Source organism: Nocardia sp. PE-7 (genome assembly GCF_030486425.1).
Taxonomy (GTDB): Bacteria; Actinomycetota; Actinomycetes; order Mycobacteriales; family Mycobacteriaceae; genus Nocardia; species Nocardia salmonicida_A.
Window position 1 is genome coordinate 4136164 of the sequence record NZ_CP129614.1, and the last position, 24812, is coordinate 4160975.

Genomic DNA, 24812 nt, shown 5'->3' on the forward strand with positions numbered 1-24812 from the left:
TAACATGGCGGCAGGGGTCACAGCAATGGTTGATCCCCCGCGTCGGGAGGCAGGGCACCGAATGAGCGAGGAACAAGGGCTCCGCACACACGAGTCCGGGAGCAGCGCGCAGTTGCTCGACAACCTGAACGCCACCGAACGCGCCGCGATCGACGGCGTCCCGAAGGGGTTGTTCATCGGCGGCCGATGGCGCGACTCCCCCGCCACGCTGCCCGTCCTCGATCCCTCGACCGGCGCGCGGCTGTGCGCGGTGGCCGACGCGACCCCGGCCGACGGACTCGACGCGCTCACCGCCGCGGCCGATGCGCAGGCGGACTGGTCGAACACCCCGGCCCGCACCCGCAGCGACATCCTGATGCGCGCGCACCACGCACTTCTCGCCGACGCCGAACGCCTCGCCCTGATCATGACGCTCGAGATGGGCAAGCCGGTGGCAGAGGCGCGCGGCGAAGTCGCCTACGCCGCGGAGTTCTTCCGCTGGTTCGCCGAGGAAGCCGTCCGCCTCGACGGCGGGTACATGCCCGCGCCGACGGGGGGCTCACGGTTCCTGGTGACGAAACAGCCGGTGGGGCCGAGCCTGCTCATCACGCCGTGGAACTTCCCGATGGCCATGGGCGCCCGCAAGATCGCGCCCGCCTTGGCCGCCGGCTGCACCTGCGTCGTGAAACCGGCCGAGCAGACGCCTCTGTCGATGCTGGCGCTCGCGGCGATTCTGTCCGACGCGGGCGTGCCCGCCGGTGTGGTGAATGTGGTGACCACCGCCGACCCCGGCGCGGTGATGACACCGATCATCGCCGATCCCCGCTCCCGCAAACTCTCCTTCACCGGCTCGACCGCCATCGGGAAACTGCTGCTGGAACAGTGCGCCCGCACCGTCATGCGCACCTCCATGGAACTCGGCGGCAACGCGCCGTTGCTGGTGTTCGACGATGCCGATCTCGACGAAGCGGTCGAGGGCGCGCTGGCGGCCAAGATGCGCAATATCGGCCAGGCCTGTACGGCCGCGAACCGCATTCTGGTGCAGCGCGGCATCGCTGACGAGTTCGCCGAACGACTGGCCGCGCGGATGGCGGCGTTGCCGATGGGTCGAGGCACCGAGCCGGGCGTTGTCGTCGGGCCGCTCATCGACGCCGACGCCGTCGCCAAGGTCGAACACCTCGTGGCCGACGCACGCCGCCGCGGCGCGAAGGTGCTGCTGGGTGGCACGGCGATCGACGGACCCGGCACGTTCTACCCGGCGACCGTGCTCACCGACGTTCCCGACGACGCGGAGCTGTGCCACACCGAGATCTTCGGTCCGGTCGCCGCGCTCGGCGTCTTCGACACCGAGGACGAAGCGATCACCCGCGCCAACGACACCCCCTATGGCCTGGTCGCGTACGTGTTCACCGAGAACCTGCGACGCGGGCTGCGCGTCTGCGAAGCGCTCGAGACGGGGATGGTCGGACTGAATCAGGGTGTGGTCTCCAACCCGGCCGCACCGTTCGGCGGGGTGAAGGAATCAGGGCTCGGACGCGAGGGCGGGACCACCGGGATCGACGAATTCCTCGAGACCAAATACATCGGCGTCAAGGTTTAGGGAGACAGCGTGCGCACTTACCGGATCGCGACCATTCCGGGCGACGGAATCGGCGTCGACGTGACCATCGAGGCGGTGAAGGTACTCGACCGGGTCCTGCCGGGGATCAGCTGGACCGAGTTCGACTGGTCCTGTGAGAACTATCTGCGGACCGGGGCGATGATGCCGCCCGATGGGCCCGAGCAGCTCGCGGAATTCGACGCGATCCTGTTGGGCGCCGTCGGATTCCCGGGGGTACCCGACCATATCTCGCTGTGGGGCTTGCTGATTCCGCTGCGGCGCGCCTTCGCTCAGTACGTCAACCTGCGGCCGGTGCGGCTGCTGCCCGGCACGGAATCGGCACTGCGCGACCGAACTGCCGACGACCTCGACATTCTCATCGTGCGCGAGAACTCCGAGGGTGAGTACTCCGAGATCGGCGGCATCCACAACCCGGGCAGACCGGACGAATTCGTCCTGCAGGAATCGGTGTTCACCCGGACCGGCTGCGAACGGATCATCCGCTACGCCTTCGACCGCGCCGCCGAACGCTCGGGAAAGCTCTGCTCGGCGACGAAGTCGAACGGCCTGATCCACTCGATGCCCTACTGGGACAGCGTTTTCGAGCGCATCGCGGCCGAGTACCCGACGGTGCGCACGCGCCAGATGCACGTCGACGCGCTCGCCGCCGAAATCGTGCTGCACCCCGACCGCCTCGACGTGATCGTCGGCTCGAACCTGTTCGGCGACATCCTCTCCGACCTCGCCGCGGCCGTCACCGGCGGACTCGGGCTCGCCCCCTCGGGCAATATCAACCCCGCGGCGGACGCGCCGTCGATGTTCGAGGCCGTGCACGGCAGCGCGCCCGATATCGCGGGCCTGGGCATCGCCGACCCGGTGGCCCAGATCCTCGCCGGCGCCATGCTGCTGTCGCACCTCGGCGAGCACGCCGCGGCCGCCGCCGTCGACCGGGCGGTGTGCGAGGTGCTCGCCGCGGGCATGGTCCGCACGCCGGACCTGGGCGGCACCGCGACCACCGCCGAACTGGGCACCGCCATCGCCGACCGGGCCGCCGAACTCGCGAACGCCCTCACCGAGGCATGACCCGGACACCACCGGCGGCGCGACTGCGCCTGTCCGGCGCCCGAACACACGGGTCGCTTCGCCGCCCCGGCGGCTGAGCGCCCGGAACCCGTCCGCACGCGACACACGACCGGTGGGCGCGGACGAGACGAAACTACGCACCGAGCGGTATCCGCTCGCGTGAGCACAACGTCATCGCGAGGCAACTGCCCAGAAAATCGCAGGCAATCGCTGGTGCGCACCATGAGTTCGCAGTGTCGGTGTTGGGTCCTCGGAAGGCGAGACGTGGTGACGAGCGCACGGGTGGGCGTAGTTCCGGCAGTGCAGTGTGGGCTGGGTCGGGTGCGCGCGCAGATAGCCGCGGACCTCGAACCGATCGCGGTGCGAGAGCGACCAGTGGCCGAGGCGATCGGGGCGACCCTCGCCATGGCCCTGGCCGCGGGCACTCCCCTGCCGCGCGTGGACAGCGCCGCCATGGACGGCTACGCGGTCGCGGGCCCTGGTCCGTGGTGGCGGCTGCACCAGCAGGTCAGCTACGCCGGGCGTGGCTGCTCGGTGGTGCTGGCGCCCGGTGAGGCGGTGCGGATCGCGACCGGGGCGGCGACCCCGCTCGGCACCACGGCGACCCTGCGCGACGAACACATCGTGACCACGACCGTGTCCGGCAACCCGGTGGTGATGCGAGCACCCGGCGCGCCGGTGCGCGACGACACCCGCCGCCAGGGCGAACATTGGAGCAGCGGAACCGAATTGGCTCGTGCGGGCGCCCGCGTCTCGGCGGCGCTGGCTTCGGCCGCGCTCAGCGCCGAGGCCGAAACCGTCACCGTGCGTGGACCTCTGCGTGCCGATGTGGTGATGACCGGCGACGAGATCCGTGCCGTCGGCCCGCTCGGCCCCGGCGAAACCCGCGACTCGCTCGGCCCCGTGCTGCCGGAGTTCCTGCGCTGCTGCGATATCGAGAGCACCGGCCTGTGGCACCTCGCCGACAGCCGTGACCTGATGCGCTCCTGGCTCACCCTCAAATCCCATGCCGACCTGGTCGTGATGGTCGGCGCCACCGGTCGCGGCGCGGCCGACCACCTGCGCACCCTGCTCGCCGACCTCGGCGCCCGCATCATCGTCGAACGCATCGCGATCCGCCCCGGCGGCTCCACCCTCGTCGCCCAACTCCCCGACGGACGAGTCCTACTCGGCCTACCCGGCAACCCCTTCGCCGCCGTCGCCGCCCTCTTGGCCGTCGGTCCGGCCATCGTCGACGCCCTCACCCTGCGCTCCCCCGGCCCCACCATGTGGGGCCGGCTCTCCGACGCGGGCGTCATGGAAGGCGAAGCCACCCGCATAGTCGGCGTCCAACAACACCCCGGCGGTGTCTGGCGCAGCACCGGCCCCGCGCACACTCCCCACCTGGCCGGCCTCATCGCCTGCCAAGCCCTCGCCATCCTCCCGCCCGGCACCGGCCGAGGCTCCCTCGTCGAACTCCTCCCACTCCCCCACTGAGTAGGGCTACCGCACAACAGCAGCGGCCCCGGTGCGGTAGCGCACCGGGGCCGTGATCATCTGCTCGGATCAGCCGTGATGGGGCGGCTGCCAGGGGCGGCCGTACGGGTCGTCGGGGCGGGGCGCCTGCTGTTCCTGTGGGGCGATCGGGGGTGGGGTCGGCAGTTCCGGGTCGGCGGACTTGGCCACCGAGGTCTTCGGACGCGGCACCGGCGTATCGAAACCTTCGACCGGGGTGCGGGCGGTGGCTTCCGCGGCGCGGACGGCCTCGGCGATCTTCGGGTCGGAGGCGGTTTCGAACCAGTCGGCCACGTCGGTGTCGTCCTCGATCTTCACCGGGGCTTCGTCGGCGGACGGCTCGTAGCGGAAGACGCCGTCCTCGCCCTTGGTGGCGAAGTTCTGGGCGAACCCCTCCAGGGCCTTGCCGAAATCGCTGGGGACCAGCCAGACCTTGTTCGCGTCGCCCTTGGCCACCATCGGCAGGGTCTGCATGTATTGGTAGGCAAGCAGTTCCGGCGTCGGCTTGCCGTTCTTGATCGCGGCGAAGACCTTCTCGATCGCCTTCGCCTGACCCTGCGCCTGCAGGTAGGAGGCGGCACGTTCACCCTGCGCGCGCAGGATGCGGCTCTGGCGTTCACCCTCGGCCGACAGGATCGAGGACTGCTTGCCGCCCTCGGCGGTCAGGATCGCCGCCTGCTTGGCGCCCTCGGCGGTCTTGATCTGCGCTTCGCGGTTACCTTCGGCGGTGAGGATCGTCGCGCGCTTCTCGCGATCGGCCTTCATCTGCTTCTCCATCGATTCCTGGATCGACGGCGGCGGGTCGATGGACTTGAGCTCCACGCGGGCCACCCGAAGACCCCAGCGGCCGGTGGCCTCGTCGAGTACGCCGCGCAGCTGGTTGTTGATCTGATCGCGCGAGGTCAGCGTCTCCTCGAGGGTCATGCCACCGACCACGTTGCGCAGGGTGGTGACGGTGAGCTGCTCGACCGCGGCGATGTAGTTGCTGATCTCGTAGACGGCGGCTTGCGGGCTGGTGACCTGGAAATACACCACCGAATCGATCTGCAGGGTGAGGTTGTCCTGGGTGATCACCGGCTGCGGCGGGAACGATACGACCCGCTCACGCAGGTCGACCTTCGCGCGGACACGATCGGCGAACGGGACGAGGAACGTCAGCTGACCGGACACGGTGCGCGAGTACCGCCCGAGCCGTTCGATCACCGCCGCCTCGGCCTGTGGGACGAGCGCGATGGATTTGAAAACCACCACCACGACCAACAGGACGAGGACGGCGGCCACGATCAAGGCAACCATGTTCTAGGGACCCTTCCAGACGACGGCTGTCGCGCCATCGATCTTCATCACATAGACAGTCACACCGGCTTCGTACACTTCACTCGGGTCGAGCGGACGCGCGGTCCAGACTTCGCCACCGAGCTTGACCTGCCCCGAATATTCCGCGACCTGCTCGAGCACCAGGGCCGACTTGCCCGGCAGCGCATCGGCGTTCGTCGGAGTGGGTGGCGGGGTACCGAACTTGCGGCGCAGTAGCGGGCGCACCCCGACGAACAGCACACCGGCCATCGCGGCGAACACCAGCGCATCGCCCCACACGGGTAGGTCGGTGGCGGCGCTGACGCCCGCCGTGCCGAGTGCGGCTACGCCCAGCGTGAGCAGCGTGAGATCCCCGGTGAGCATTTCCGCCGCCGCGAGAACGATGCCCGCGATCAGCCAGACTATTGCGGCCACATTGCCAGCCTAGCCCCGATGAGCGGTTTGCGGGCGGCCTCGCGTGATCGGTCGACCGGTGCGGCGGTGCAGCGCACTACGTTGCGTGCGCGGTAGTTTCGGGGCGTGAGTGCAGGAGACAGCTACGGCGATATCTATTCCGGACACGATCGGACCAAGAAGAAGCCGGTGCCGACAGTGCGTGCCGAGCGCGACCTGGTGGTGGAAGACGCGGCGAGCGGATTCTGCGGCGCCGTAGTCGGTTTCGATCGCAGCTACGACGGCGAGTTCGTGAAGCTGGAGGACGCGCGCGGTGCGGTGCGGTTGTTCGCGATGCGGGAAGCGGCCTTCCTGATCGACGGGAAGCCGGTGACGCTGACCAAGCCCACCGCCGCCGCGCCGAAACAGCCCACCCGGTCGGCGTCGGGTTCCACCCGCGTCGACGGCCTGCGCGCACGGGTCGCGCGGACCAGCCGGATCTGGGTGGAGGGCGTGCACGACGCGGCCCTCGTGGAACGGGTCTGGGGTCACGATCTGCGGGTGGAGGGCGTGGTCGTCGAGCATCTGGAGGGTCTCGACAATCTCGGCGCCCGGCTCACCGAGTTCGAACCGGGTCCCGGCGCACGGGTGGGGGTGCTGGTCGACCACCTGGTGACCGGCTCCAAGGAGACGCACCTGACCACCGGGCTCGGACCGCATGTACTGGTGACCGGCCATCCGTACATCGATGTCTGGCAGGCGGTCCGTCCCGCCGCACTCGGCATCGACGCCTGGCCGACGGTGCCGCGCGGCGAGGATTGGAAGACCGGAATCTGCGCGCGCCTGGGCTGGGGAACACCGCAGCAGGGGTGGCGCCGTGTCTACGATGCGGTCGACTCGTTCCGGGATCTGGAAGCCCCGCTCATCGGCGCGGTCGAACGGCTCATCGACTTCGTGACCGAGCCCGAGTGAACGCGCAGCAGGTCAGGCGGGTCCGCGCGCCGAATACCGCGACCTGCGTAGGCAACATCGACGAGCTCGGTGCGCGCACGCGATTGTCGCCGAACCTTTATGCTCGATGATTATGTGCTCTCCCAGTGCCACGCTGACGCTGTGGGCCGGCTCCTGGCTGGCCGGTACCAGCGCGCCCGACGACGTGCTGGAGGCACTGCATGCCTGGGCGCCGCGCCACACCATCGCGGCGGGCGACCCGGTCACCGGTGGACGCACGGATCTGCCGTGGACCTCACGCGGCGAAGCGGGCACCGGCGCCATGCCGCTGCTGAAGGTGATCCGCGAGGCGATGGCGCCTGCCGGGGCGCAGTTGCGTCTCGTCCTGCCCGCGGCGGGTGATGTACGCGGGCTGCCCGTCGGCACCGCGTTCGCGGCCGACGCGATCGACGCCGAGGAAGGCCTGCTGCTCGGTGTGCCCGGTGAGCCGGGCACCGGCCTGATCCCACAGTGGGACGACGACGAAACCCTGCAGTGGACCGTCTACGGCGTCGATCTCCCCCGCATCGTGGGGCACGACATGTCGCTCGGTGAGGCCGAGTACACGATGCGCGAATCGGTCCGCGACGCCGCCGACGCCCTCATGCAACTGCACACCACCTCGATCGGCAACGGCGACGACGATCCGCGCGAGCAGATCGAGGCTCAGCTCGCGGCCTACTCGCGCCATGCCTACCCCGACTCGATCCCGCTGCGCGCCAAGCGAATTCTCGACACCGCCGATCACGTGGCCGCGATCCTCACCGTCGCCCAGCACGAACCGGCGTCCTCGCCCACTTCGGCCACCGCGATCGGCGCGCACGAGTCGCTGCTGCGCCCGCTGTGGAACACGATCCGCGAGGCCCGCCTCGTCGCGGTCCACGCCGCCGCCCGCCGCGACGGCTAGACCTACCTCGGTCGCCGACTTCCGGCGGACGACCCGACACCGCCGATTCGTCAGCGACGGTAGGGCTGCTGGTACTGCGGCTGCTGGGGATACGGCATCTGCTGGGGGTACGGGTACGCCTGCTGTTGCGGGTACGGCATCGGCTGCTGTTGCGGGTACGGCTGGGGGTAGTGACCCTGCGGATACTGCGGCGGGTACTGGGCCTGCGGGTAGCCGGGGCCGGACGGGTGCTGCTGCGGATAGGGCTGCCGGTACTGGGCCGGGTAGGGCTGGGGCGCCCTCTGCTGCGGTGGCGGCATCTGTTGTGGCGCAGCCTGATTCGAGGAACCACTGAACGCGCGGATCACCACGATCAACACGATGAGCACGACCGCGGCGATGATCAGATACCAGACCCACTCCGGGACCCCGCCGCCACCGACGCTCACGCTGCTACCGCCCCCACGACGGGCCAGCACCTCCTGCGCTTCGCCCGCGAGGCCGCGATCGTCGGCGAGAAGACCACCTCCACGCATCAATCCGGTCACCATCGTCTCGGCATAGTTCATCGGACCCTCCCCGCAGCGTCACGCGGACCTCCGGGCGAAGGTCCGCGGGCAGATGCTAACGCAGAGCCGATGCGAAGTGGCAAGTGCCAGTTCAGAATCCGCCGAGCGCGACCTTCAGCTCGGGAACATCGAGCGACTTCAGCGTGGCGTCACGCACCTGCGGACAGGTACCGATGGTGACGGTGTCCACGATGCGGCGATTGTAGGCGATGGCGGCATTGGCCACGGTGTCGTTCACTGTCCACAGCCTCACCGCGCCGGTGAACGCCACCCGCGCGACCGGCGGGCCCAACGCCTTCCACGTGCCCTTCTGTCCATCGAGGATGCCGCACAGTTCCTCCACCGAGGCCTGCGAGATCGTGGGTTCGGTGGGCTGTGGGGGCTGGGTCTGGTAGCCGGAGTCATTGCCGCACCCGGTCAGGCCGAGCGCGGCGGCGGTCAGCACCAGGGCGAGCCCGGCGGCGCGGCGCCGCGGTGTCGAAATCATCGGAAATCCTCCGATCAGTCGAGCGCAACTGTGAAAAGGCTACTCCTCGAACCGGGGGCTACCGGTGAATGGTTATCCGGTTGTGTTCAGCGACGAGCCGGGCGCGCGGGCAGTTCGCAGCAACCGGGCGCGCACAGGGCACCGTCGACGGTGCAGCCGTAACCCGGGACTTCGCCGAGTTCACGCACCGGACCGCCACTCACCCGTTCGGCGACCAGTTCGACGATCATCCGGGAGAACCGCGGGTCGGTGCCGGGAGTCCCCGCGCGGGCGAAAGCCATCCCGAGTTCGTCGGCCCTGGCCGACGCTTCGTTGTCGAGATCCCAGATCACCTCGAGGTGATCGGAGACGAAACCGACCGGGCACACCACCACCGCGTCGATGCCCTTGCCGTGCAGCACATCCAGGTGGTCGACGATGTCGGGTTCGAGCCACGGCACCTGCGGTGGGCCCGAACGCGATTGCCACACCACGTCATACTCGGCGAAACCTGTTGCCGCGGCACACAATCGGGCGGCTTCGGCGACCTGCCTGCTGTAGAGGCGGCCCCCGTCGGCAGGCGGGCCCGCCGTGGTGTCGGCGGAGACGGGAATGGAGTGCGCGGTGAAAACCAGGCGCGCATTGCCCCGGCGATCGGCCGGAATCTGTTGCACCGCAGCGGTGATCGCGTCGGCGAAGGACTCGATCAGCAGCGGGTGATCGAAGTACTGGCGCAGTTTCACCAGCTCCGGGGCGCCGGCACCGACGGCCGCGCGAGCCCGGGTGATGTCCTCGTCGTACTGGCGGCACCCGGAGTACCCGCCCCACGCGGAGGTGGTGAAGACCAGCGCCGAGCGCACGCCGTCGGCGGTCATCCGCGCGACGGTGTCCTCGACCATGGGATGCCAGTTGCGATTGCCGAAGTAGACCGGCAGATCCAGCCCGGCATCGGCGAGGTCGGCCTCGAGCGCGGTGATGATCTGCCGATTCAACGCGTTGATCGGGGAGATCCCGCCGAAATGCAGGTAGTGCTGCGCGACCTCGGCGAGGCGTTCCGGCGGCACCCCACGGCCCCGAGTGACGTTCTCCAGGAAGGGGATCACGTCCTCGGGACCTTCGGGGCCGCCGAAGGACAGCAGCAGCAGGGCGTCCGGCATCAGCTCAGCGACATGTTCTCCGGGAACCACATATTGTGGCTGGCGCCGCCGTCGACATAGATGATGGAGCCGGTGGTGGCAGGCAGCCAATCCGAGAGCAGCGCCACGATCGACTTGCCGACCGCGCGCGGGTCGTTGCCGTCCCAGCCGATCGGCGACGCGCCGTCCCAGTACTCGTCGAGCTGGACGAGCTGCTTGGCATCGTCGGTGGCGGTACCCGCGATGGCCTTGGCGGCGAGAGTCTTGATCGGGCCCGCGGCGATCAGGTTGGAACGAATCTTCTTGGCGGCACCCACCTCGCGCGCCACGTAGCGGTTCACCGACTCGAGCGCGGCCTTGGACACGCCCATCCAGTTGTAGTACGGCATGGCCACGCGCGGATCGAAGTCCATGCCGACGATCGAGCCACCCTCGTTCATCACGGGGAGCACGGCGCGAGCCAGCGAGGCGTAGCTCCAGGCCGAGATCTCGAACGACTTGGCGACATCGGGACCGGGGCCCTCGAGGAACGGCAGCGCGCCGGGGCCCATGATCGAACGGGGCGCGAACGCGATCGAGTGCAGCACGCCGTCGACGCCCTCGGGAGCGATCTCACGCAGCTTCTCGGTGAGGGCGGCCAGGTCCTCCTCGTTGGTCACGTCGAGGCCGATGGCAGGCGGCACTTCCTGCGGCAGCCGCTTGGCGATGCGGTCGATGAGCCGCAGGCGGTCGGGAATACCGGTGATGATCACCCTCGCGCCCTGCTCCTGCGCGATCGCGGCCGCGTGGAACGCGATCGACGAGTCGGTGATGATGCCGGTGACCAGGATGGTCTTGCCTTCGAGCAGTCCGCCCATGAGTTTTCGGTTCTCCTGAAATCAGTATGGTTGCCGCCACCTTGTCGGTGATGCGGGACGATCCGTTAGCGGATCAGTGACCCATGCAATAGCGGCCGTCGACGTGGACGACAGCGCCTTTGTCGGATCAGTGACCCATGCCCATGCCACCGTCGACCGGGATAACGGCGCCGGTGACATAGCGGGAGTCCTCGGAAGCGAGGAAGCTGACGACGGCCGCGATGTCTTCCGGCTGGCCGAGACGCTGCAGCGGAATGAACTTCTTCGCCATATCTTTCAGATCGTCGGGCAGATCCTTGGTCATATCGGTTTCGATGAAACCGGGCGCGACCACGTTGGCGGTGATCGAGCGCGAACCCAGCTCACGACTGATCGAACGGGCCATACCGATGACGCCGGCCTTGGAGGAGGCGTAATTGATCTGCCCGGCCTGACCGCTGAGGCCGACCACGGAACCGAGGAAGATCATCCGGCCCCAGCGACCCCGCAGCATATTGCGGTTGGCTCGCTTGGCACAGCGGAACGCACCGGTCAGGTTGGCGTCGATGACCTTGGTGAACTGCTCTTCGGTCATGCGCATCAGCAGGGTGTCGTCGGTGATGCCCGCATTGGCGACGAGCACCTCGACCGGACCCTGGTGCTCCTCGACCTCGGTGAACGCACGATCGACCGAATCGCTGTCGGTGACATCGCACTTCACACCGAAAAGACCCTCGGGCACCCCCGATCCGCGATGGGTGACGGCGACCTTGTGGCCGTCGGCCTGCAGACGCTGCGCGACAGCGAGACCGATACCGCGGTTACCGCCGGTGACCAGGACCGACCGGGATGTGACGTTCGACATAGGGTTCAACCTATCTGTTCCGATTCGTGCGCCCCGCGTCAGGGTCGCGCCGTTGCGACAGCTCACAACGCGGGGGCGGTGGGAGCTAGGGCAGACGTTGACGATAGAGCAAACTGACCACGACTCCCGCCGCGATGGCCAGCATGCCGAGCAGCAGCCACGGCCTGCTCGCATCGCCGCGCGTGGTCTCGTAGCCGATCTGTTCCTCGAGGGTGTCGTAGACCGCGGTGAGTTCGGCCAGCGACGAGGCGGTGTAGAAGTCACCGCCCGACAGCTCGGCGATCTCGCGCAACGAGTCGTTGTCCACGGGCACCTTCACCCGCTGCGAACCCTTGCCGTCGGAATCCGGGATCTCGACCGTGCCCCACTCGGTACCGAAGGAGATCGTCGAGACCGGGATGCCCTTGTTCTTGGCCAGGCGCGCGGCGGTGAAACCGTGCCGCGGGTTGTCGACGTCCTTGTCGTCGGGCACCGTCTGCTTGCCGTCCGACATCAGCACCACGCGCGCGGGCGGGGGCGTCTCGGCGCCACCGAGCACGGCGGCCAGGGTGTCGATCGACTGCAGCGCGGTGAGCACGCCCTCGCCGGTGGCGGTGCGCTCGGCCAGCTTGATGTTGTCGATGGAGTGCTTGACCGCCTCGCGGTTGGTCGTCGGCGACACCATCACCGAGGCCGTGCCCGCGAACGTGACGAAACCGAGGTTGATGCCCGGCGTCAGACCGTCGACGAAATCCTTACCGGCCTTCTGCGCGACCTGCAGCCGGTTCGGCGGCACGTCGGTGGCCTCCATCGACAGCGAAACATCCATCACCAGAACGACTGTCGCGCGGTTGCGCGGCACCTTCTGCACGGCGGTAGGGCCCGCGGCGGCGATGGTCAGCAGCACCAGGCCGACCAGGATGAGCGCGATCGGCGCATGGCGCATCGGACTCGGGCGCGAGGGCGCGACCCGCTCCAGGATGGCCATGTTGCCGAACTGCAGCATCCGCTTGTGCCGGGCGCGCTGCACCAGCACGTAGCCGAGCACGAGCAGGGCGACGACCGCGAGGAAACCGAGCCAGACAACGGCCGTGAAATGCGAAATACTCACTGGCGAGGCACCCGCCCGCTCGGGGCGCCGAGGCTGTGGCGCCGGGTGGACACGAACCGGACCACGTCGGCGATCCAGTCCCGATCGGTCTGCAGGGTGAGCACCGGCGCGCCGCAGCTGCGCAGCGCCTGCGCCACCTGCTCACGCTGGGCTCCGGCCGCGGCCGCGAAATCGGCACGCAGCGTGGGGGTCACGCTGAACTCGCGGGTGCGGCCCGATTCGGGATCGTGCAGCACCACGTCGCCGCCGTCGGGCAGCGCGATGTCGAGGGGATCGAGCACTTCCACGGCCAGCAGGTCGTGGCGGGCGGAGATCGCGCGCAGGGAGCGCTGCCAGTCGACGTCGCCGAGGAAGTCGCTGATCACCACGGCCAGACCGCGTTTGCGTTGCGGACGGCGCAGCGATTCGATCCCGGCCTTGAGATCACCGCGCACGCCGTCGCGGGCGTGCGGGGTGGTCGCGATGCCGCGCAACAGGGTCTGGGCGTGCATGCGTCCGCTGCGGGCCGGGATGCGGACCAGGTCCTGACCGGTCGCCACGACGGCGCCGATCCGGTTGCCGCCGCCCGAGGTGAGGTGGGTGATCGCCGCGGCCGCCGCGATCGCGAGATCGCGCTTGTGTACCCGCCCGGTACCGAAGTCCAGGCTCGACGACAGGTCGACGACGAGCCAGGTCTCCAGCTCGCGGTCGGCGATCATCTGCCGCACGTGCGGATGGGTGGTGCGGGCGGTGACCGACCAATCCATCTGTCGCACATCGTCACCCGGCTGGTACAGCCGCGCCTCCCCCGGTTCCGAACCCGGACCGGGGATCAGCCCCTGGTGATCACCGTGCAGCACGCCGTCGAGGCGGCGCCGCACCGTCAACTCCAGGGTCTTGAGCGCGGCCGACAGCTTCGGGTCGGTCAGTTCACCGGCACGGAACGACGGCGGAGCGTGAGACGAGGTGGGCACGCGGACAACGGGTTCCGGCGCACTCACTGGGGCGCGACGGAGCCGGCGGGCTGGGACTGCTGCCCGTTCACCGCCTGCGGCGCGGGCTGCGGCTGGGGCGGCTGGGGCACCGGCGGCTGCTGCGGGGCAGCCTGACCGTTGGCCTGCGGGGCGACCTGCGGCAGGCCGACGGTCTGCAGCACGCGCTTGATGACGTCCTCGGGCGAAACCTCGTCGGCCAGCGCGTCGTACGACAGCACCAGACGGTGACGCAGCACGTCCGGGATCACCTCGACGACGTCCTGGGGCACCACGTAGTCACGGCCACGGATCAGCGCGACCGAGCGGGCCGCGGCGATGATGCCCAGGCTCGCGCGCGGGGAAGCGCCGTAGGAGATCCAGCTCGCCACATCGTCCATGCCGAAGTCGGCGGGCGTGCGGGTCGCGGTGATCACGCGGACCACGTAGTCGACGAGCGCGTGGTGCACGAAGACGTTGGCGGCCACCTTCTGCAGGCGGATGATGTCTTCGGGGTCGAGAATCTGGTTCGGCTCGGGCGCGCTCACGCCCATCCGGTAGATGATCTCGCGCTCTTCCTCGACCGAGGGGTAGTCCACGACGACCTTGAACAGGAAGCGGTCGCGCTGCGCCTCGGGCAGCGGGTACACGCCTTCGCTCTCGATCGGGTTCTGGGTCGCCATGACCAGGAACGGATCGGGCATCGGGTAGGTCTTGCCGCCGATCGACAGCTTGCGCTCGGCCATCACCTCGAGCAGTGCCGACTGCACCTTGGCCGGTGCGCGGTTGATCTCGTCGGCGAGCACGAAGTTCGCGACCACCGGGCCGAGCTCGGTGTCGAACTCTTCGCGGCCCTGCCGGTAGATGCGGGTACCGATGAGGTCGGTGGGCACGAGGTCCGGGGTGAACTGCACCCGGGAGAACGAGCCGCCGATGACCTTGGCGAAGGTTTCCACCGCAAGAGTCTTCGCGACGCCCGGCACACCTTCGAGCAGCACGTGTCCGCGTGCCAGCACGGCGACGAGCAAGCGCTCGACGAGCCGGTCCTGACCGACGATAACCCGCTTGACCTCGTAGATCGCCTTCTCGAGAGTCTGGACGTCACGCTCCAGGGTGCTCGGCGCGGCCGTACCGGCGTCCTTCGCCAGCTTCGGCCCGCTCACACCTTCCGTCGAAGTCACCAACATCCCCGCTTTCGCTTTGGTCCTGTGCGTGCGGCACCAACTATTCCATTGAATCGCCCGGTGCGCCGCAACCGGCCAGTACTAGACGGGGATTCGTCATCCTCGTGACGGCACTCACGTGCGGCAGCCGGTGTGGCACACGACGCACCGATTTCGCCCCTACCAGCGACGATACGGATTCAATCGGTGACGATGCGCACCGCGTACGGCATGATGCCGTCTTCACGGACCGGCGAAATCTTCACGACATCCCCGGATTCAGGGGCCTCGATCATCTTGCCGTTGCCCAGATACATCGCCACGTGCACGCTGCCGCCGGGGCCCCAGAACAGCATGTCGCCGCGTTCGCGATCCTCGACGTCGACCCGGGTGCCCGCGTTGTACTGGTAGCCGCTGTAGTGCGGCAGCGAGACGCCGATACCGGCGAAGGCGTAGAGCATCAGGCCGGAGCAGTCGAAACCGACCTTCTCGAAGTCGCCGTGGGCGTCACCGGTGCCGCCGTCACGGATGCCCAGGGTGGGTCCGTCCTCGTCGCCGCCGCCCCAGGCGTAGGTGACGCCGAGCTGCGACATCGCGCGGTCGACCACAATTTCGATCGCCGCCGAACCGGTGACCTGAGGTTGCGACGGGCGCGGCATGGTTTTGCGCGGCGAGGCCGGGGTCGACTCGAGGTCGGCGTGCGGGCGCTGGCCTTCGTTGAGCTGGGCGGCACGGTCGCGGGCGGCCTTGTCGGCAGCGGCACGCGAGGCGGCGGCGTTGGCCGCGGCCAGCAGGGCGAGCACCTCGGCTTCGCGTTGGGCGTCCCAGGTCAGGAAGATCTCGCGTTGGCTCTGGAGCCCCGCGACGGTCGAGCGGGCCACGTCGAGGGCGGATTGGGCGGCACTACGGTCGCGGCTCAGGGTGTCGCGGGCCACGGCCTGGGTGTCGAACTCGGATTTCGCGATGTTCACCGCGTGCTGGGCGGCATCGCGCTTCTGTTCCGCGCCCGCCGCGGCGGTATCGGCGTCGGCCTTGGCCTGGCGGGCGGCGGAATTCTGATTGGCCTGGGCGACCTGGGCGCGGCGCAGGCCGTCGAGCACCTGTCGCTGGTTCTTCGACACCATGCCGAGCACCTGGGCGCGGTCCATCGCGGCATCGGGGGTCGAGGAGGCGAGGTAGGTGACGACCGAACTGTTGGCGGGACGCACGTAGGCCTGGGTGGCGACCTGATCGAAATCCTGGCGTGCCACCTCGACTTTCACGCCCGCGTCGGCCAGTTGGGTCTGGCTGTCGGAGACGGCGGCCGCGGCCGCGTCGGCGGCGTCGCGGGCGGTCTGCAGGTCGACGAGTGCCCGGTTGACCGCTTCGCGTTTGCCGGCGAGTTGGTCGTCGAGTTCGCGCAACTGCTGATCGGCCGCGGCGACGCGATTGATCAGCACACCGATCTCGCCGACCCGCGCGTCGACCTGGGCGCCCGCGCCGGCGATCTCACCGTCGGACGGATTAGGTGGAGGGGGTGGTACCGCAGCGACCGGTCCCGCGGCGAGCACCACTGCCACCACCGCCAGCAAACCGATCGCTATTCGTAATAGACCTGGTTCGTCCCGCCTGCCCGCACTGCGCACGGTACCTCCGAGCATCTCGACTCGACATACGCCACCGGCGCATCAGTCGAAACACCGACCACAAGAGTCGACCAATGCCCCCTGTACCACTGCATTCACGATCGCGTTCATCGCAACCGTACGACACATGGTTCCCAAAGGAAACATCCGTCACAGTGGCGCGCGGCAACAATTCATCGATTGCTCGAAATTTGCGTGACAGGGGACAGCTTTCTACCGGAGAAAACAGACCGCTGATTCGGAAATGCGACTGGAGTGAAACCAGTCAGTTGGTGGAACTCGCATCGACGCGTGGTGCCGCGACAGCCGCCGCGTCCACCTCGGGTCCGCGGCGGACCTTCACCAGGTACAGCCCGGCGATCACCAGCACCATGAGGCTGATCAACACCATGGTGATGGCGCCCCAGGAGACGCCCTCCGGCTGTTCCAGCCGGTCGACGAAGGCCTGCACGGCCTCTTCGGGATGGTTGCCCTTGTACTTGGCCGAGTCCTCGGCCCACTCGAGCCGAACCCGGCTGATGCTGTCGCTGTAGGTACCGACCCAGTCGTCGCTGAAGACCGCGACGGTGCCGTGGGTACTCTCGCCGACCTCGGTGGCCAGATCACGTAGGCTCGAGTCGTGGCCGGGATTACCGGGAACGACGACGACGCTGAGCGGGATCCCCTCGGATCGCGCCTGCGCGACGATCGACGCCAGCTTCTCCTGATCCTGACCCTTGGGGGCCGCGACGTGATTGTCGGCGAGGTCGGACGCGACGCTGCTCAGCACGGTGTTCGGCGGCAGTTCGGCCGCCATCGGCGCAAAAGTGGTCATCTTCCATCCGGTCTGTCGAGCCACAGTCGCCGGTGTCGCGACGGGCGTCCAACACTGCCAAGGTGAGCGTCACTGCGTCTTCCCCGACTTCGCTCGTCAGGCACAGTACGCGACGCGGCGCTCGACTACGCCTGCACGGCACCACCGACGGCCCCCGCGTATTTCATAGGACAAGCGTACTGTTAGGCTCGTACGGCGAGGAATTCGGCACTCACGGCGCCGGATACCCCCTCCGAAGACGCGAGCCGCCGGCACAGCCCCGCCGGCGGCACACCCTCACACATGAGTGGAGCTGACGTGACGAAGATTGATACCTTCGGCGCCAAAGGCACGCTCGAGGTCGGAAGCAACTCCTACGAGATCTTCCGTCTCTCGGCTGTTCCCGGCACCGAGAAGCTGCCCTACGCCCTGAAGGTGCTGGCAGAGAACCTGCTGCGCACCGAGGACGGCGCGAACATCACCGCCGACCACATCCGCGAGATCGCGAACTGGGACCCCTCGGCCCAGCCGAGCGTCGAGATCCAGTTCACCCCCGCGCGCGTGATCATGCAGGACTTCACCGGCGTGCCCTGCATCGTCGACCTCGCCACCATGCGTGAGGCCGTCACCGTCCTCGGTGGCGATCCGAGCAAGGTCAACCCGCTCTCGCCCGCCGACATGGTCATCGACCACTCGGTGATCCTGGACGTCTTCGGCCGCGCCGACGCGCTGGAGCGCAACGTCGACCTCGAATACGAGCGCAACGGCGAGCGTTACCAGTTCCTGCGCTGGGGCCAGGGCGCCTTCGACGACTTCAAGGTCGTCCCCCCGGGCATGGGCATCGTCCACCAGGTCAACATCGAGTACCTGGCCCCCACGGTCATGGTCCGCAACGGCCAGGCCTACCCCGACACCTGTGTCGGCACCGACTCGCACACCACCATGGTCAACGGCCTCGGCGTGCTGGGCTGGGGCGTCGGCGGCATCGAGGCCGAGGCCGCGATGCTCGGCCAGCCCGTCTCCATGCTGATCCCGCGCGTGGTCGGCTTCAAGCTGACCGGCGAGATCAAGCCGGGCGTCACCGCCACCGACGTGGTGCTCACCGTCACCGAGCAGCTGCGTAAGCACGGCGTCGTCGGCAAGTTCGTCGAGTTCTACGGCAAGGGCGTCTCCGAGGTCCCCCTCGCCAACCGCGCCACCCTGGGCAACATGAGCCCCGAGTTCGGCTCCACCGCCGCGATCTTCCCGATCGACGAGGAGACCATCAACTACCTGCGCCTGACCGGCCGCAGCGACGAGCAGCTCGCGCTCGTCGAGGCGTACGCCAAGGAACAGGGCATGTGGCACGACGCCGACCGCGAGCCGGTGTACTCGGAGTACCTCGAGCTCGATCTGGGCAGCGTCGTGCCCTCGATCGCGGGCCCGAAGCGTCCCCAGGACCGCATCCTGCTCAGCGACTCCAAGAGCGCGTTCCGCTCCGACATCGTCAACTACGTCGGCGAGGGTGAGCTCACCGCGCTGGACGAGGGCGTCGACGAGTCCTTCCCGGCCTCGGACCCGACCGCGGTGTCCGCTGCCGCCGCCGACGACACCTACACCCCCGCGCACTCCGCGGCCAACGGTGCCAAGGGTCGTCCGTCCAAGCCGATCGAGGTCGTCGGCGAGGACGGCAACAAGTTCGTCCTCGATCACGGCGCGGTGGTCGTCGCGGGTATCACCTCCTGCACCAACACCTCCAACCCGTCGGTCATGCTCGGCGCCGCCCTGCTCGCCCGCAACGCGGTGGAAAAGGGTCTCGCGACCAAGCCGTGGGTGAAGACCAACATGGCCCCGGGCTCGCAGGTCGTCACCGACTACTACGAGAAGGCCGGTCTGTGGCCCTACCTGGAGAAGCTGGGCTTCTTCGTCGGTGGCTACGGCTGCACCACCTGCATCGGCAACACCGGTCCGCTGCCCGAGGCGATCTCGGCCGCGATCAACGACAACGACCTCTCGGTCACCGCGGTGCTCTCGGGTAACCGCAACTTCGAGGGTCGCATCTCCCCCGACGTGAAGATGAACTACCTGGCCTCCCCGCCGCTGGTCATCGCCTACGCGCTCGCGGGCACGATGGACTTCGACTTCGAGACCGACGCGCTCGGCCAGGACACCGACGGCAACGATGTCTTCCTGAAGGACATCTGGCCCTCGGCCCAGGAGATCGACGACACCATCAAGACGTCGATCAGCCAGGACATGTTCCGCAACTCCTACGCCACCATCTTCGACGGTGACAAGCGTTGGCAGGGTCTGGCGACCCCGGAGGGCGATACCTTCGCGTGGGACGAGAAGTCGACCTACGTGCGCAAGGCGCCGTACTTCGACGGCATGTCGATGGATCCCTCCCCCGTCACCGACATCTCCGGCGCTCGCGTGCTGGCGCTGCTGGGCGACTCGGTCACCACCGACCACATCTCCCCGGCGGGCCCGATCAAGCCCGGCACCCCCGCCGCGCAGTACCTCGACGCCAACGGTGTGGCCCGCAAGGACTACAACTCGCTGGGCTCGCGTCGCGGTAACCACGAGGTCATGATCCGTGGCACCTTCGCCAACATCCGGCTGCGCAACCAGCTGCTCGACGACGTCTCGGGTGGTTACACCCGCGACTTCACCCAGGACGGTGGCCCGCAGGCGTTCATCTACGACGCCTCGCAGAACTACCAGGCCGCGGGCATCCCGCTGGTCGTGCTCGGTGGCAAGGAATACGGTTCGGGCTCCTCGCGTGACTGGGCCGCCAAGGGCACCAGCCTGCTCGGCGTGAAGGCCGTCATCACCGAGTCGTTCGAGCGCATCCACCGCTCCAACCTGATCGGCATGGGCGTTGTGCCGCTGCAGTTCCCGGCCGGGCAGTCCGCTGCCTCGCTGGGCCTGACCGGCACCGAGACCTTCGACATCGCGGGGATCACCGCCCTCAACGAGGGTGTCACCCCCAAGACCGTCAAGGTCACCGCCACCGCGGAAGACGGCAAGGTCACCGAGTTCGACGCGGTCGTCCGCATCGACACCCCCGGTGAGGCCGACTACTACCGCAACGGCGGCATCCTGCAGTACGTGCTGCGCAACATGATCCGCGGCTGATTGTTCGACCCGGTGGCGCAACACCGTAAGGTGTTGCGCCACAAGGGCATTCGCTTGCCCCCATGAATAATGCGACAGCCCCCGTCTCGGTTCGCCGGGGCGGGGGTCCGTGTATCCGCTAGCTGGAGGAATCATGCCCAAGGTCAGCGACGACCACCTCGCCGCCCGCCGCAGCCAGATCCTCGACGGTGCACGACGCTGCTTCGCCGAATACGGCTATGACGGCGCCACCGTGCGCCGCCTGGAAGAGGCCATCGGCCTGTCCCGCGGCGCGATCTTCCACCATTTCCGCGACAAGGACGCCCTGTTCTTCGCCCTGGCCAAAGACGACGCCGAACGCATGGCCGAAGTCGCCGCCAATCAGGGCCTGGTCCAGGTGATGCGCGATATGCTCGCCCGCCCAGAGGAATTCAACTGGCTGGGCACCCGTCTGGAAATCGCGCGCCGAGTCCGCACCGACCCCGAATTCCGCGCGGGCTGGACCCAGCGCTCGGCTGAACTGACCGCCGCGACCCTGGCCCGCCTCGAGCGCCGCAAAGCAGCAGGCGCCCTCCGAGACGATGTCCCCACCGATGTCCTACTCGGCTACCTCGACTTGGTCCTCGACGGGTTGATCGCCCGCATCGCCTCGGGCCACACCAACGAAAACCTTTCCGCCGTACTGGATCTCGTCGAAGCCTCGGTGCGACGCAAGGAATCCTGAGTCAGGCTCGACGCGGCCATGGAGTAGCCCCATGGCCGCCGAACTCTCGCTGATTGCGCGCGGCGGGAAATTCCCCGGAGGTCTTTTCCCTGACCGGGATCGGAAGGTCAGCGCGCCCAGCCACTGAGCAAGGTTCGCGAGATCCGGTCCAGGGCGACGCGATCGGCCGGCTTCAGCACCGCCAGCATCGCCGTCTCGTTCTCGGTGTGCGCCACGACGACCGTGTCGACCAGTGTCCGACCCTCCTCGGTGAGCGCCACCCGCACAGCGCGTCGATCCTCGCGATCGGCGACGCGGCGAACCAGGCCCGCCGTTTCGAGTCGGTCGATACGTCCGGTCATCCCCGCCCGCGACAGCATCAAGGTATCGGCGAGCACCGACGGGTTGAGCTCGAAGGGCGCACCCGAACGACGCAGCGCCGCGAGCACATCGAACTCGCCGCGCTGCAAACCGTGTGCGGTGAAAACACTGTCGATCCGCGCCATGGCGATGTTCATCAGCCTGCCGAGCCTGCCGAAGACCGCCATCGCCTCCAGCTCCAGATCGGGTCGCTCCCGCTGCCACTGCGCCGTGATCGCGTCGACCACATCCGGTTCCCGTTCATCCATGGACATCATTCTATTCGCCGAGATATAGTTCGGTGATTAACTATCAACCGACGAACGGAATGGTCATGACGAATACCCGCGAGATCGCCCTCTGCCTGCCCGAGGACGCCGAGACCCTGGGTACCGAGAATGTGCGCATGCGCCTGCTCACCGACGCGAACGCCAGCGACGGCGCGGTCAGCACGCTCGAAGTCACCATGACCCGGGGCGCCGACGGCGCCGCCCCGCACTTCCACACCCGTTCCGACGAGCTGTTCTACGTCGCCGACGGCGAGCTCCAGGTCATGGCGGGCGACCAGATCCTCACCGTCGGTGCGGGCGGCTCGCTCGTCGTCCCACGACAGATGCCGCACGCCTTCGGCGCCACCCCGGACACCGGCGCGCGCATCCTGATCGCCCTGATGCCCGGCGTGCAACGCTTCGAGTACTTCCGCCTGCTCGACCGGCTCCTCCGCGGCGACGCCACCCATGACGAATTCGTCGCCGCCCAAGAGGAATTCGACAACCACTTCGTCGACGCGCCCGCCTGGTGGGCCGAGCGCAACGCCCAACGCGGCTGATCCGTCATGCGGTTCCCGGTCGCAGTGTGGCCGAGATTGCACGCCGATCGGGAACAACGAGTCGGAAGCGGCCGGTTGTACGCCGTATGACGTTCTCCGTACCGGTCCTCGTCCGAGGCTACGAGCTCGACACCCAGGGCCACCTCAATCACGCCGTCTACCACCAGTACGGCGAGCACGCCCGGTGGGAGCTGATGCGCGCGGCGGGGATCGCGCAGGACAAGTTCATCGCCAGCGGCGTCGGCGCGGTGGTGCTCGAGTCCACCATCAAGTACAAGCGCGAGCTGCGCGGTGGCGACGAGGTCACCGTGACCTGTGCGTTCGATTGGAAGGAAGGCGAGAAGGTCTTCCGTTTCCACCACCAGATCATCAAGCTCGACGGTACGGTCGCCGCAGAGATCACCGTACTGGCAGGCGCGATGGACCTGACGACCCGTCGACTCGTGCCGAAACCGGCCGAACACTTCCGCGAGCTCGCCGAGAATCCCGAACTGCTCGGACTCTAGAGAACCTCGCACGGCGCGGCGGGCGCCCTCCGGCACACACCCGAGGGCGCCCGCCACGCCGTCTTCATTGTGTTTGCTGTCGGATTGCCCGTGAGAACACAGTTGCAACATCCGAGTTGTCCGAAATTCTTTCCCGGCAAGGCGATCACGCGCCGCTCGGCGGTTTGCCCGGCACTCCGTAAATCTCGCGAACCCGCTCGGTGGACCGCCTGTTCACGCTATGATCCGAAGCACCTTTTGGGGTTCTGGCAAATCGCGAGCAGACGAGAAAAGATCGGAGTGAGCGCCCATGACAGACGCCGTCCACCTCCCCGCTACCGCGTCGTCCCGAGATCGGGGCCCCGCCTTGCGCGGATTGCTGGTGGCCGAGTCCGATCGCGACATCTCGGTGCGCGTCGAGGGTGGAACCTGGACTTTCGACCGCAACGACGTCGTGCGACTCACCGAAGACCGCGTGTGCGCGGGTGAGCGTCAGGTACGGGTCGATATCCGCCCCGGCGCCACCGCCGATTTCACCCGACGGATGCGCGTCGATCTGGTCGACCGACCGATCACCCTCGCACCGGAACCGTCGGAGGCGCTGGACGACGAGGAACTGGCCCGCGCCACCCTCAGCTGGGCGACGAAACTGCGCATCGCCGAACGAGGTGGTGCCACCGGGGCAACGTTCACCTTCCGCGACGGCATCAACTGCGACAGCCTCGACTGAAACGGCGCGGCAGTCATGGAAGGCGCGACCGATGCCGTGCTCATCGTCTCCGAAACCGACGACCTGCACGCCGATGCGCTGGCGTCGACCTTGCGAGAACACCACGGCCTCGACCCCATCCGACTCGACTTGCGCGACTTTCCCTCCGAGACAGGGAGTTTCCGGCTAGACAAAGCGGGCACCAACCGCGCGATGTCGCACATTCACGGTCTCGACGACGTGCGTGCGGTGTGGTGGCGCAGGCCGCACCCGTGCAAGGTTCCCACCGGCGTGCGCGCCGCCGACGACGAGTTCCGCCAGGCCGAGTGCGACGGCTTCCTGCAAGGCATGCTGTGGTCGATCCCGGCGTACTGGGTCAACGACCCGGCCGCCGAACGCACCGCCTCGCGCAAGATCGTGCAGCTCGAAACCGCCCAGCGAGCGGGGTTCACGATCCCGGAGACGCTGATCACCAACGACCCGGACGAGGCGCGCAGTTTCGTCGAATCCCGGTGCGGTCCAGTGGTGTACAAACGCACCGGCACCGGGCGTGGCGAGTTCTCCGAGACGAGGATCATCACCCGACCCGAGCTGAACCGGCTCGACTCGATCCGTTCGACGCCGACCACGTTCCAGGATTATGTGGAGGCCAGTTGCGATCTGCGGGTGGTGTGGGTCGACGGTGTCGAGTGGAGTGTGCGCATCGACTCGCAGGCGGGGGTCGGCCGCATCGATTCCCGGCTCGACACCTCCGTCGCCTTCGCGCCGGACCGGTTGCCTGCCTCGGTGAGCAAGTCCCTCGCGACCCTGATGGGCGCGCTCGGACTCAGCTTCGGCGTGGTCGACCTGCGCCTCGGCAGCGATGGCGAGTACTACTTCCTCGAGGTGAACCCCCAGGGGCAGTTCGCGTACCTCGAGATCAAGACGGGGCTACCGTTGTTCGCCAGCCTGGCGAATCTGCTGGTCCGCGGCGACGGAGCCGTCGCAGGCTGGTAGCGGCTCCGTCGACGACGTCCCGCTCAGTCGGCCGGATTCTTGCGCCGATTGGCGCCGCCGCGCCCACGCAGTTCGACGTGTGACTCGACCAGCACATTGTGGATGAAGCCGTACGAGCGGCCGGTGGACCTGGCCAGGGAGCGAATGGACGCGCCCGCCTCGTACTGCTTCTTCAACTGGGACTGCAACCGGTCGCGGGACTTGCCCGTGACCCGGGTTCCCTTGCCCAGTGCGGCCTTGCCGATCGTCGATTTACCCTTGGCCGACCTAGCGGCCTGTCTGGAACTGTCGCTCATGGCTTCCTCCGAGTCGCCGAGCACTTCCTCCAGGCTAGACACTCCACACTCGGTGATCAACGAAAACAGTGATCAAACTCACGCGATCCCCGCGAGTTCCTCCCTGCCACCGCGATTCCTGCGC

Annotated in this window: 25 protein-coding genes; 11 read left to right on the forward strand and 14 right to left on the reverse strand. The window is 68.1% G+C overall.

Translation table 11 applies throughout. The features are described 5' to 3' along the window. Positions 1-61 precede the first annotated feature (61 nt). The 3 genes from QX204_RS19555 to QX204_RS19565 all read left to right on the forward strand — a co-directional run bounded on the left by QX204_RS19555 (position 62) and on the right by QX204_RS19565 (position 4138). Positions 62-1579 carry an NAD-dependent succinate-semialdehyde dehydrogenase gene (locus tag QX204_RS19555; protein WP_301901276.1) on the forward strand — a complete coding sequence of 506 codons (1518 nt, stop codon included), beginning with the start codon at positions 62-64 and terminating at the stop codon, positions 1577-1579. 9 nt (positions 1580-1588) lie between these two features. Next, positions 1589-2662: a tartrate dehydrogenase gene (locus QX204_RS19560; protein ID WP_301901278.1), complete on the forward strand. Its 1074-nt coding sequence runs from the start codon at positions 1589-1591 to the stop codon at positions 2660-2662. 267 nt (positions 2663-2929) lie between these two features. Continuing rightward, a complete protein-coding gene (locus QX204_RS19565; RefSeq protein WP_301901279.1) occupies positions 2930-4138 on the forward strand; it encodes a molybdopterin-binding protein in 1209 nt (402 codons plus the stop codon). Positions 4139-4207: 69 nt separating this feature from the next. Here the strand turns inward: QX204_RS19565 and QX204_RS19570 are convergent, their stop codons facing one another. Together QX204_RS19570 and QX204_RS19575 are read right to left on the reverse strand one after the other, a co-directional pair. Next, on the reverse strand, positions 4208-5452 hold the full coding sequence (locus QX204_RS19570) for an SPFH domain-containing protein (protein ID WP_301901281.1): 1245 nt from the start codon (positions 5450-5452) through the stop codon (positions 4208-4210). Between the two features lie 3 nt (positions 5453-5455). Beyond that, a complete protein-coding gene (locus tag QX204_RS19575) occupies positions 5456-5887 on the reverse strand; it encodes an NfeD family protein (protein WP_301901283.1) in 432 nt (143 codons plus the stop codon). 105 nt (positions 5888-5992) lie between these two features. Between QX204_RS19575 and QX204_RS19580 the strand changes: the two genes are divergently transcribed. Together QX204_RS19580 and QX204_RS19585 are read left to right on the forward strand one after the other, a co-directional pair. Next, positions 5993-6817, forward strand: a complete 825-nt coding sequence (locus QX204_RS19580) for a DUF3097 domain-containing protein (protein ID WP_063006372.1) — start codon at positions 5993-5995, stop codon at positions 6815-6817. Between the two features lie 112 nt (positions 6818-6929). Further along, on the forward strand, positions 6930-7742 hold the full coding sequence (locus QX204_RS19585; protein ID WP_301901285.1) for an Rv1486c family protein: 813 nt from the start codon (positions 6930-6932) through the stop codon (positions 7740-7742). A 50-nt stretch (positions 7743-7792) separates the two neighbouring features. Here the strand turns inward: QX204_RS19585 and QX204_RS19590 are convergent, their stop codons facing one another. The 10 genes from QX204_RS19590 to QX204_RS19635 all read right to left on the reverse strand — a co-directional run bounded on the left by QX204_RS19590 (position 7793) and on the right by QX204_RS19635 (position 17235). Next, on the reverse strand, positions 7793-8290 hold the full coding sequence (locus QX204_RS19590; protein WP_301901286.1) for a hypothetical protein: 498 nt from the start codon (positions 8288-8290) through the stop codon (positions 7793-7795). Between the two features lie 91 nt (positions 8291-8381). Beyond that, positions 8382-8777, reverse strand: a complete 396-nt coding sequence (locus QX204_RS19595; RefSeq protein ID WP_301901287.1) for a hypothetical protein — start codon at positions 8775-8777, stop codon at positions 8382-8384. Between the two features lie 86 nt (positions 8778-8863). After that, positions 8864-9913 carry a ferrochelatase gene (locus QX204_RS19600; RefSeq protein ID WP_301901288.1) on the reverse strand — a complete coding sequence of 350 codons (1050 nt, stop codon included), beginning with the start codon at positions 9911-9913 and terminating at the stop codon, positions 8864-8866. Beyond that, on the reverse strand, positions 9913-10749 hold the full coding sequence (gene inhA, locus QX204_RS19605; RefSeq protein WP_063006367.1) for an NADH-dependent enoyl-ACP reductase InhA: 837 nt from the start codon (positions 10747-10749) through the stop codon (positions 9913-9915). Before inhA ends, QX204_RS19600 begins: the two co-directional genes overlap by 1 nt. 127 nt (positions 10750-10876) lie before the next feature. Then, positions 10877-11593 carry a 3-oxoacyl-ACP reductase FabG1 gene (gene fabG1 / locus QX204_RS19610; RefSeq protein ID WP_301901290.1) on the reverse strand — a complete coding sequence of 239 codons (717 nt, stop codon included), beginning with the start codon at positions 11591-11593 and terminating at the stop codon, positions 10877-10879. 85 nt (positions 11594-11678) lie between these two features. Next, positions 11679-12683, reverse strand: coding sequence for a VWA domain-containing protein (locus QX204_RS19615; protein ID WP_062983157.1), 1005 nt, complete (start codon positions 12681-12683; stop codon positions 11679-11681). Next, positions 12680-13636 (reverse strand): DUF58 domain-containing protein, encoded by a 957-nt coding sequence (locus QX204_RS19620; RefSeq protein ID WP_056810314.1) that lies wholly within the window; start codon positions 13634-13636, stop codon positions 12680-12682. The genes QX204_RS19615 and QX204_RS19620 overlap by 4 nt, the downstream gene beginning before the upstream one ends. Positions 13637-13659: 23 nt before the next feature. Further along, positions 13660-14820, reverse strand: coding sequence for an AAA family ATPase (locus tag QX204_RS19625; RefSeq protein ID WP_301901294.1), 1161 nt, complete (start codon positions 14818-14820; stop codon positions 13660-13662). A 176-nt stretch (positions 14821-14996) separates the two neighbouring features. Next, positions 14997-16436 (reverse strand): NlpC/P60 family protein, encoded by a 1440-nt coding sequence (locus QX204_RS19630; protein ID WP_301901295.1) that lies wholly within the window; start codon positions 16434-16436, stop codon positions 14997-14999. 250 nt (positions 16437-16686) lie between these two features. After that, entirely contained in the window at positions 16687-17235 is a 549-nt protein-coding gene (locus QX204_RS19635) for an Rv1476 family membrane protein (protein ID WP_301901296.1), read from the reverse strand. Positions 17236-17532: 297 nt separating this feature from the next. Here QX204_RS19635 and acnA point away from each other — a divergent pair, with 297 nt between their 5' ends. Next, positions 17533-20331, forward strand: coding sequence for an aconitate hydratase AcnA (gene acnA / locus QX204_RS19640; RefSeq protein WP_301901297.1), 2799 nt, complete (start codon positions 17533-17535; stop codon positions 20329-20331). Between the two features lie 133 nt (positions 20332-20464). Then, complete coding sequence (locus QX204_RS19645) at positions 20465-21034, forward strand: TetR/AcrR family transcriptional regulator (RefSeq protein WP_056810327.1); 570 nt, start codon at positions 20465-20467, stop codon at positions 21032-21034. Positions 21035-21141: 107 nt separating this feature from the next. Here the strand turns inward: QX204_RS19645 and QX204_RS19650 are convergent, their stop codons facing one another. After that, the gene (locus tag QX204_RS19650; RefSeq protein ID WP_301901300.1) at positions 21142-21642 is read right to left on the reverse strand and encodes a MarR family winged helix-turn-helix transcriptional regulator; all 501 of its coding nucleotides are present in this window, start codon (positions 21640-21642) and stop codon (positions 21142-21144) included. A gap of 65 nt (positions 21643-21707) precedes the next feature. On the opposite strand from QX204_RS19650, the gene QX204_RS19655 reads away from it, so the two are divergent. From QX204_RS19655 to QX204_RS19670, 4 genes are all read left to right on the forward strand, one after another. Then, the gene (locus QX204_RS19655) at positions 21708-22202 is read left to right on the forward strand and encodes a cupin domain-containing protein (protein ID WP_301901301.1); all 495 of its coding nucleotides are present in this window, start codon (positions 21708-21710) and stop codon (positions 22200-22202) included. Between the two features lie 86 nt (positions 22203-22288). After that, complete coding sequence (locus tag QX204_RS19660) at positions 22289-22708, forward strand: acyl-CoA thioesterase (RefSeq protein WP_301901303.1); 420 nt, start codon at positions 22289-22291, stop codon at positions 22706-22708. 289 nt (positions 22709-22997) lie between these two features. Further along, complete coding sequence (locus QX204_RS19665; protein ID WP_301901305.1) at positions 22998-23417, forward strand: hypothetical protein; 420 nt, start codon at positions 22998-23000, stop codon at positions 23415-23417. Between the two features lie 15 nt (positions 23418-23432). Then, positions 23433-24392: an MvdC/MvdD family ATP grasp protein gene (locus QX204_RS19670; RefSeq protein WP_301901307.1), complete on the forward strand. Its 960-nt coding sequence runs from the start codon at positions 23433-23435 to the stop codon at positions 24390-24392. A 23-nt stretch (positions 24393-24415) separates the two neighbouring features. Here the strand turns inward: QX204_RS19670 and QX204_RS19675 are convergent, their stop codons facing one another. Continuing rightward, complete coding sequence (locus tag QX204_RS19675) at positions 24416-24688, reverse strand: helix-turn-helix domain-containing protein (RefSeq protein WP_056815384.1); 273 nt, start codon at positions 24686-24688, stop codon at positions 24416-24418. Positions 24689-24812: the final 124 nt, after the last annotated feature.